The sequence below is a fragment of the Deltaproteobacteria bacterium genome (genome assembly GCA_016874735.1).
Classification (GTDB): Bacteria; Bdellovibrionota_B; Oligoflexia; order Oligoflexales; family CAIYRB01; genus CAIYRB01.
On record VGTI01000097.1, the window covers coordinates 1 to 8020 of the forward strand.

At 51.4% G+C, this 8020-nt stretch carries 7 protein-coding genes; 5 read left to right on the plus strand and 2 right to left on the minus strand.

Going from position 1 to position 8020, the window contains the following annotated elements; genetic code table 11:
- Positions 1–884: 884 nt before the first annotated feature.
- Genes FJ146_18540 through FJ146_18555 form a run of 4 tightly spaced genes read left to right on the plus strand, consistent with a single transcriptional unit; the run spans position 885 to position 5078 of the window.
- Positions 885–1601: a hypothetical protein gene (locus FJ146_18540; GenBank protein ID MBM4253970.1), complete on the plus strand. Its 717-nt coding sequence runs from the start codon at positions 885–887 to the stop codon at positions 1599–1601.
- Positions 1602–1628: 27 nt separating this feature from the next.
- Positions 1629–3101, plus strand: a complete 1473-nt coding sequence (locus FJ146_18545) for a RimK family protein (protein ID MBM4253971.1) — start codon at positions 1629–1631, stop codon at positions 3099–3101.
- Positions 3098–4345 carry a glutamate--cysteine ligase gene (locus tag FJ146_18550; protein ID MBM4253972.1) on the plus strand — a complete coding sequence of 416 codons (1248 nt, stop codon included), beginning with the start codon at positions 3098–3100 and terminating at the stop codon, positions 4343–4345. The genes FJ146_18545 and FJ146_18550 overlap by 4 nt, the downstream gene beginning before the upstream one ends.
- Positions 4338–5078: an N-formylglutamate amidohydrolase gene (locus FJ146_18555; protein ID MBM4253973.1), complete on the plus strand. Its 741-nt coding sequence runs from the start codon at positions 4338–4340 to the stop codon at positions 5076–5078. Before FJ146_18550 ends, FJ146_18555 begins: the two co-directional genes overlap by 8 nt.
- On the opposite strand, the gene FJ146_18560 is transcribed toward FJ146_18555, so the two are convergent.
- Together FJ146_18560 and FJ146_18565 are read right to left on the minus strand one after the other, a co-directional pair.
- Positions 5038–5991, minus strand: coding sequence for a DUF4382 domain-containing protein (locus tag FJ146_18560; GenBank protein ID MBM4253974.1), 954 nt, complete (start codon positions 5989–5991; stop codon positions 5038–5040). The genes FJ146_18555 and FJ146_18560 overlap by 41 nt on opposite strands.
- A complete protein-coding gene (locus FJ146_18565) occupies positions 5988–6860 on the minus strand; it encodes a TIGR02147 family protein (protein ID MBM4253975.1) in 873 nt (290 codons plus the stop codon). Before FJ146_18565 ends, FJ146_18560 begins: the two co-directional genes overlap by 4 nt.
- 282 nt (positions 6861–7142) lie before the next feature.
- Here FJ146_18565 and FJ146_18570 point away from each other — a divergent pair, with 282 nt between their 5' ends.
- Positions 7143–7838 carry a hypothetical protein gene (locus tag FJ146_18570; protein MBM4253976.1) on the plus strand — a complete coding sequence of 232 codons (696 nt, stop codon included), beginning with the start codon at positions 7143–7145 and terminating at the stop codon, positions 7836–7838.
- Positions 7839–8020 lie beyond the last annotated feature (182 nt).

Sequence of the window (8020 nt, forward strand, 5' to 3'; positions counted from 1 at the left end):
CCGTTTCTTCGACAGGTGCACCGCTACTTTGTGTCAGTCTGGCTGCATAGCTGAGGGGAAAGCTAGGTGTGTCGGCAAGTGTGGGCTGGGACGAGGTAACAGCTAACCAAACGCAGCACGATAAAGCTGCGGTGTTTAGACTGCGTTTCCATATTGCCCACTTAGCCTTCAATGGCGGTGACTCCCTTTCCCTTTTCTCATGGTCTACAACCGTTGGGGAGATATCGCTCTTTAAGCCCAACTCCCTCTTAAAGAAGATTCGTCAGGGCTTAGGCCAACCTTTAATTAATTTTTTAAATCCCAGTGATTACGGGATAGTGAGGATCACAATTTAGGGTCACAAAAAAACCGCGGGAAGCAGCTTTTTTGGTATCGGCTAACCACCCGTAGCGAAAGCTAAACTTTAAACAGCCGACCATCCACTCCCGCCCCCTCATGTCCCGGGCCTAGCTGCTCGCTTGACGATTCGTCCACATTTTTGACAGTTGTACAGATTTTTTGTTTACCAGCCCCGGCCGTTTCAGCGACTTACGACCTCGTCAGATTTACCTTCCACACTTAACCCCCCGATCCCGCGACTTGTCGCCAGTTGGCACGGGCTGTGCAGAAGCAAGAGTGCATCTGGGATCCCCAGATGCCGGGTTGATCGGCTGTCTAACCACATTGGTTTGTCACTGAAAAAATTGATACAAACTGTCGCTGTTGCTGTTCCCATTGCTCTCCGTTGAACGCTCCCACACGCTCACCTCCTAACAGCCGATCAACCCGACCTCCCCCTCTTCCCAATTCAGCGCTCTGACGCTTGTGCTTTTCTTGTGCTTTTTTAGATTCGAGGCGATGATCATTCAGACCAGTGACCAGCTCTGGTAGATAGGTTGAGGTTCATGCCAGCTAAGAAGAAGTATCCAATATTACGCCAGCCTGATGACATCACTTGCGGTCCGACCGCTCTGCACTCGGTTTACGAGTACTACTCCGATGCGATGGATCTCGACGCAGTGGTCAAAGAGGTTCCCATGCTACGTGGTGGTGGTACCCTCGGAGCCCTCCTTGGCCTCCATGCGCTACGCCGCGGCTATGCAGTAGAGATCTACTCTTATAATCTGCAAGTCTTTGACCCGACCTGGTTTAAGCCCACTAGTTTGACAAACGACCAACTCATCGAGAAGTTGCGGCTGCAGATGCAGGCCAAGCGCGGCAAAAAACTGCAGGTGGCCCTCCAGGCCTATATTGAATTCCTTGAAGCCGGTGGCGTGATAAGGTTTGAAGACTTAACCGCCTCCTTGCTCGGCAACTTTCTACTCTCTGGTAAGCCACTGCTGACGGGCCTCAGTGCCACCTATCTCTATCGGGCCGTTCGTGAGTACGGCAAGTATCCTCAAGGTGACGATATACGTGGGGAGCCCCAGGGCCATTTTGTCGTACTGACCAGCTTTGACGCTGAGCTCAATACCGTTACGGTTGCTGACCCCTACCACCCTGAATCCAATGATTACGGGCATGTATACCGAGTGAACGTGGAACACCTGGTTAATGCTATCCTATTAGGTGTAGTGACTTATGATGGTAACCTGATAGTGATCACCAAGCGGCAGGTGTGACGACGGCCGCTACTGCGGGAAGCAAGGATGCAAAGAATCATCATCGTCGACAGTCCGGCGGATTGGCCCCTCAATCTTCCGGAAGTCCAGGTTGTGTCGGGTAAAGAATATTTAACCAGCGAGCCCTTCCGTAAGCAGCGCAACATCCGCGTGTTTAACATGTGCCGGTCGTATAAATACCAAACGATTGGCTACTATGTTTCGTTGCTGGCAGAGGCGCGGGGCCATAAGCCCATCCCCTCGGTATCGACCATCCAAGACATGAAGTCCCAGGCGATCGTCAAGCTCGCCGCCGATGAGATCGACGACCTCATTCAGAAGAGTCTACATGACGTCAAATCTGACGAGTTTGTCCTCAGTATTTACTTCGGCAAAAACGTCGCTAAGAAATACGATCGCCTGGCGGCGCAGCTTTACCGCATGTTTCACGCACCTTTTGTGCGCGCTCATTTCCACCGCGAGGGCGGTAAATGGCAGCTCCGTAAGGTAGGACCTATCGCCGCCAAGGAAATACCGGAGGCTCACCATGACGAAGTGGTAGGTTTTGCCAAAGAATATTTCGAGGGCAAACGCACCGAGTTAGCTAAACGTCCTGATATTCGCTACAGCATAGCTATCCTCATGAACGAGCAGGAGGCGATGCCACCATCCAATGAGGGGTCTATCAAGCGTTTCATTCGCGCTGCCGAGAAACTTCACATGGAGGCTGAGATTATCGATCGCGACGACTACTCTCGTCTCGGCGAATTTGATGCTCTCTTCATCCGTGAGACTACCGCCGTCAACCATCATACTTTTAGATTTGCAAGGCGGGCGGCCGCAGAGGGTTTGGTCGTTGTCGATGATCCCGAGTCCATCATGCGCTGCGGCAATAAAGTTTACTTAAACGAGCTACTGGAAAAGAACCAAATCCCAGCCCCACGGACAATCGTCGTGCACCGCGATAATATGCATGAAATTATCGAGAAGGTGGGTCTGCCCTGTGTCTTGAAGCAGCCTGACAGTTCCTTTTCTCAGGGTGTATCCAAGGCCGATGACAAGGAGAGTCTGGACCGCGAGCTCATGCAACTCTTTGAAAAATCGGATCTCGTCATCGCTCAAGAATTTCTGCCCACAGAGTTTGATTGGCGCGTCGGTATCTTTGACGGTAAGCCGATGTACCTCTGCAAGTACTTCATGGCGCGTAAAGACTGGAAGGTCATCAGTAAAGACAAGAGTGGCCGCACCCTGAACGGGCGCTCGGAGACGCTGCCGGTTGAGCTAGCACCACGCAAGCTCATCAACCTGGCGGTTAAAGCAGCCAATCTCATCGGTGACGGACTGTACGGACTGGACATCAAGCAGGTTGGTAATAACTTTTATGTCATTGAGATCAACGACAACCCCAACATAGATCACGGATACGAAGATCAAGTCCTTAAGGACGACCTCTATCTGCGGATTATGGAAGTGTTTCTTCGCCGTATCACCGACGCCAAGGAGGGACGCAGTAACCAATGAGTCGCACCGATCACCTGCATCTGTTCGAAGGTTACGGCATCGAAATGGAATTCATGATCGTCAACCGCACCACCTTGGCGGTGGAGCCACTGTGCGACTTTGTTTTGGAGCAGGCTGCGGGTGAGCTGGTCAACGAAGTAGAGTTTGGAGACATGGCGTGGTCAAATGAGTTGGTCAAGCATGTCATCGAGCTCAAAACCAATGGTCCTCGCCTTGAGCTTAAAGGGCTTCACGAGCTCTTCTTGCAAGACATTAAACGCATCAATCAAATCTTAGCCGCAAAGAACGCCTGCTTGATGCCGACGGCGATGCACCCTTTCATGAATCCTGCGACCGACACGCACCTTTGGGTAAGCGACGCTGCCGAGATTTATGAGGCCTACGACCGCATCTTCAGTTGCAAGGGGCACGGCTGGTCAAACCTGCAGAGTGTGCATATTAATTTCCCGTTTTATGATGACAAAGAGTTTGGCCGTCTGCACGCAGCGATTCGCGTAGTATTGCCGATCCTCCCCGCTCTTGCTGCCTCTTCACCCGTTTTTGAGGGCACACCCTCAGGCATGATGGATAGCCGTCTTGATTTTTATATGAAAAATCAGCGCAGCGTCCCGCTCATCACTGGCCCCGTGATTCCGGAGCGCGCCTTCAGCTACGCCGACTATGAAAACAACATTCTAAAGCCAGTATACTACGCCATTAAGCCCCACGACCCCGACGGGATCCTGCAGCACGAATGGCTAAACTCACGGGGGGCCATCGCTCGTTTTGAGCGGCACGCCATTGAAATTCGGTTGCTAGACATCCAAGAATCTCCCCGAATGGACATGGCTGTAGTCGCCGCTGTGACATCCTTGGTTCATGCTCTGGCAGATGAGCGCTGGACCAGCCTCGACCGGCTCATGGAGTGGCACGAGACACCGCTGCGCCAAATCTTTTTAAACTGTGTCATAGACGGGAGCCAAGCCGCAGTCGACAACGATGATTATCTCAAACTATTTAATTACCCGTCCAAAGGCCCGACCAAGGCTCAGGATCTTTGGCGTCATATCACTCAAGATCTTCTGAACGCGGATAAGTACCCAATTAACAGCTACCGTAGCGAGATTGAAATGCTGGTCAAGCATGGCTGTCTGGCCAGACGTCTAGTGAAGGCTCTAGGTCCAAAGCCGTCCAGGGACCAAATCGCGGCAGTTTACCGCAGTCTCTGTGACCTATTACCTGCTGGTGGCTTTTTTAATGCCTAGGCGACAGCCACCTAAGGGTGACAGTGGCTTTGATAAAATCGTTCTCACCTGCGAACACGGTGGGAACGAAATCCCTCGTGAGTTTGCCCGAGTCTTTGCTGGCAACAGGTCTGTGCTCAAGACTCACCGTGGCCTAGACATAGGCGCGTTGGCAGTGGCCACATCTCTATCACAGGCACTGAGTACTCCGCTTTTTCATGTGACGATTTCTCGCTTGCTGATCGATCTCAATCGCTCACTGCATCACCCCAAATTATTCTCTGAGTTTACTCGAGATTTGGATCGCGATTCACGGGCGGAAATCATCAAGGCATACTACCTACCACATCGTCACACTGTGGAACGCTGGATTGAGCGGGAGGTGAAAAGGGGCAATCGTGTAATGCACATCGGCGTACATTCGTTCACGCCTGTCCTCAACGATGAGGTACGTAATGCTGATATCGGTATACTGTATGACCCTCGAAGACGCGGGGAAAAGTGGCTTGCCTCCCGTTTTGCTGCTCTAGCGAAAACTCATTCAGAATCAAATCATTGGCGCGTACGTAAAAATTACCCTTACCACGGCGCAGCTGACGGTTTCACCACGGCGCTCAGACGCAAGTTTACTGCCACCAAGTACTTTGGTATCGAACTCGAATTGAACCAAGCCATAGTCGGGACGAGCTCAGGCCGTCGCGCTATGAGCACACTCATGGCCGCGGTCTTGGACCAGATGGCGCAGCCAGGCTAAGACCCAGTGTGATGTCATCGGCCTGGTCTTCGTAACTCCCGTCAGCCTTGAAATAGCGCAAAGTGTAAGAACCGGGTGCCAGATGGCGGAGTTGGTATTTACCGTCGATTACTGGGACCTTGGCAAAGGCGTTTTCGCAGGATGTCGTGAAATCTTTGATGACGTTCGCCTTAGATGAAAACGACTGGCGTCCATCAAGTTTTGCACCGGGCGACGATTTGGCGCCCTTCTTGTGGAGAGCCCTGCGCTTTTCGGGTCCTGGCTCTGGGGTGACACTTAACCGATAGGCGTAGGCGCAAAGCCACTCTGCATCTGCGATCGTCGTGCTACCAGCGTAGCGGACGCCTTTGTCCTTGAGACGGGATCCACCGCGCGGCTTAAACGTGAAGCCAGATCCATCGGTATTACTCTTGAGTGAGGAATAAGGATCCAGACTGACTACCACGGACGTAGTCTTGCCCTCTTCCACTTCAAAGCTTTGAGTCACATAAAACGAATTACCCACGGAACTATCAAGGGTGACGTCACGATCAGCACCGTCGCGTCCACGGTAGCGCACAGGTCTGTCATTACCGAGTCTAACGACAATGCGGTCATAAACACCGATTGGTACATCAGTACTATTGGCGACCAAGGTTTCGTCTGACGATGCATCCGTTAGCCCGAGTAAATCAACTTGACTGACTGTCGCCGTGAGACTTGTTACGACGGTATCGTCGGTGCCTTCGAGCAGATCTAGACCTGCAATGTTGAGGCTGAGACTTTCGGATGCCGCCATCCACTCTTTGGCAAACGAAATATTGATGGAACCAGTCGCGGGTGTGGTACCGCCTTTGTTACCGGGGTTACCAACCTCGACACCGCACCCCAGGAAAGCCAAAGTCCATAAACTGATCGTCCATTGTTTAGTCATGGTTTGGTTCCCCTTCTCGTGTTGAGCGGAAAAAGCTGCATATTTAGTTGCATGACTTCCGTTGCGGCCTGTTCCTGTGCAGCTAGTGCCAGGAGCTTTTTCCTCAGTGCAGCAAGCTCGTCCTTAAACTGCGCTACTAGCGCTGGACTGGCCATTAAGGTGACTGCACTGATGTCACGGTGATCCGCATCGACCTCGTCCAAGGAATCCACGGCAAGCTTGAGCATCTGACGGTGATAGCTAGCAATAGCCATACCGATAATCTCATTACCAGTGGTGATTGTGACGTCGGTGGGATAGTAGCGATTCCGGGCACTATCAAACGCTATGTAGCCCAGATCTTTCAGAAGCTGAAGACTCGCTGCGACCTTAGCCTGCGGGACGCTTGGACTGAGTACGGACGCAAGCCACTCAGCCTGATCCTGCGCATCATCAAGTCGGAGAATCTCCAGTATCGCCGCGTTGTACCATTGCTCAAAAAATGCGAGCTGCCTCTTATCGAGTTCGGTGGGCAGAGTTTTTTGCCTGAGTTCAAGACGTGCAGCGAATATCTCGTCGCGATCGGCAGTCGATCGCGCCCGTTTTTGCTCCACAAGCTTCAAGAAATATCGTCGCTGAATACCCGTAAGCCCAAGGGCAACGCTAATCTTCTCTGCTGCCTTGACGGTGAGACTCCGACGTCCAGCGATGACGCTATGGGCGTTGGTAGAGCTTAGACCCAAATCTTCGGAGAATCGTATATAGGAATAGGAGGCATCCTCAGCTTTGCAGGCCGCATAAACTAAAGATAGATAGTCGCGGTAATCACCCTGGTCAGTCACCATCAGGGACCGGGCTATCTCGCGTAATCTTGTTTTATTGAGCGCCATGTCTCGTGTCTCCGCTGACTCTATCGGCACTTTCTACATAAAACTTTAGGTAAAAATGAACATCACGTCCCCAGGGTCAACCATGTTCAAAATTGATCATATTTCTCATTCCATTTTATCTATAAGAAACCAATATCACGTATTAAATTATTTTTCTAAAGTTTTCATAAAAAATTCCGATAAGCCTTTTGTAAGTGGCGAGGTGAGGGCTAAAAGATAAATCCTCATCGCAAAATCTGAAAATAGCAACGGGACCAGACAACGAACAAAGGGGCCAACACCATGAAAACAGCAAAACTAACCATCACCCTGATGACGTCACTCATGCCTTTGGCATGTGGGCAAGTCGACACCAACGCAAGATCTGCAGCCGGTACATCAACCGAGGTCACGGACGCCGAGGAGTCAGCTAACCAGTTGTTTCTGGCTGACCTAACGGAGGCCTCTGCCAATACTGAAATCGCTGAAGAGGCAGCTAGTGACGCAGTAGACGAATCTGTAGCAGAAGACGTCAAACCCTCTCGCCTTGAGCAAATAGCTTCGAAACTATTCGGTGAGCTCGATCTTGATGCGTCTGGCACGTTGTCACTCGAAGAATTCTTGGCAGGTCCAACCAAGTTGGCAGAAGACAAAAACTTTGACGACGAGAAAAAGACAAGAATCATCGAAAAAATGACGTCTGACTTTGAAACCTATGCGGGTGACGACAAAGCCCTGAGCTCTGACGAACTAAAGACCCTGCTCTCAAAAGTAGCTAAAAGAGTCGGTCACCACCGCGCTAAAAATCACGGTGGTCGCCACAAAGATCGCGTTAGGCAAAACTGGGACGACATCACCGCTAAGTTTGACAGCGATAAAGATGGCAAATTAAGTAAGAGCGAATTCGAAGCGATGCGTTCTGATCGGAAAGAGGAGCATAAAAAAATTAAGCAGCGCGGCGTCAGCAACTATGCGCGCAAGCTTGGGTACTCCAACTAACTGATTTTCTCTTGCTGGCTGGGAATTACCCTAGCCAGCAACACTTTTGCTCTCCTTGATCGGCATAGGGGGCAGCAGTTAGCTGCGCCCCTGCCACACCACCTGGCATGCGGGTCCGCACCAGGCGGTTCGAGAAGTTGAGGTCATGTGAGTCGAGGTATGCCAAGCTCGTCGAAATATTT

Bases quoted from the DNA above. Each gene is read 5' to 3' on its own strand.
- FJ146_18555 (MBM4253973.1), top strand. From the start codon at position 4,338: ATGCCTAGGCGACAGCCACCTAAGGGTGACAGTGGCTTTGATAAAATC.
- FJ146_18540 (MBM4253970.1), top strand. From the start codon at position 885: ATGCCAGCTAAGAAGAAGTATCCAATATTACGCCAGCCTGATGACATC.
- FJ146_18565 (MBM4253975.1), bottom strand. From the start codon at position 6,860: ATGGCGCTCAATAAAACAAGATTACGCGAGATAGCCCGGTCCCTGATG.
- FJ146_18560 (MBM4253974.1), bottom strand. From the start codon at position 5,991: ATGACTAAACAATGGACGATCAGTTTATGGACTTTGGCTTTCCTGGGG.
- FJ146_18570 (MBM4253976.1), top strand. From the start codon at position 7,143: ATGAAAACAGCAAAACTAACCATCACCCTGATGACGTCACTCATGCCT.
- FJ146_18550 (MBM4253972.1), top strand. From the start codon at position 3,098: ATGAGTCGCACCGATCACCTGCATCTGTTCGAAGGTTACGGCATCGAA.
- FJ146_18545 (MBM4253971.1), top strand. From the start codon at position 1,629: ATGCAAAGAATCATCATCGTCGACAGTCCGGCGGATTGGCCCCTCAAT.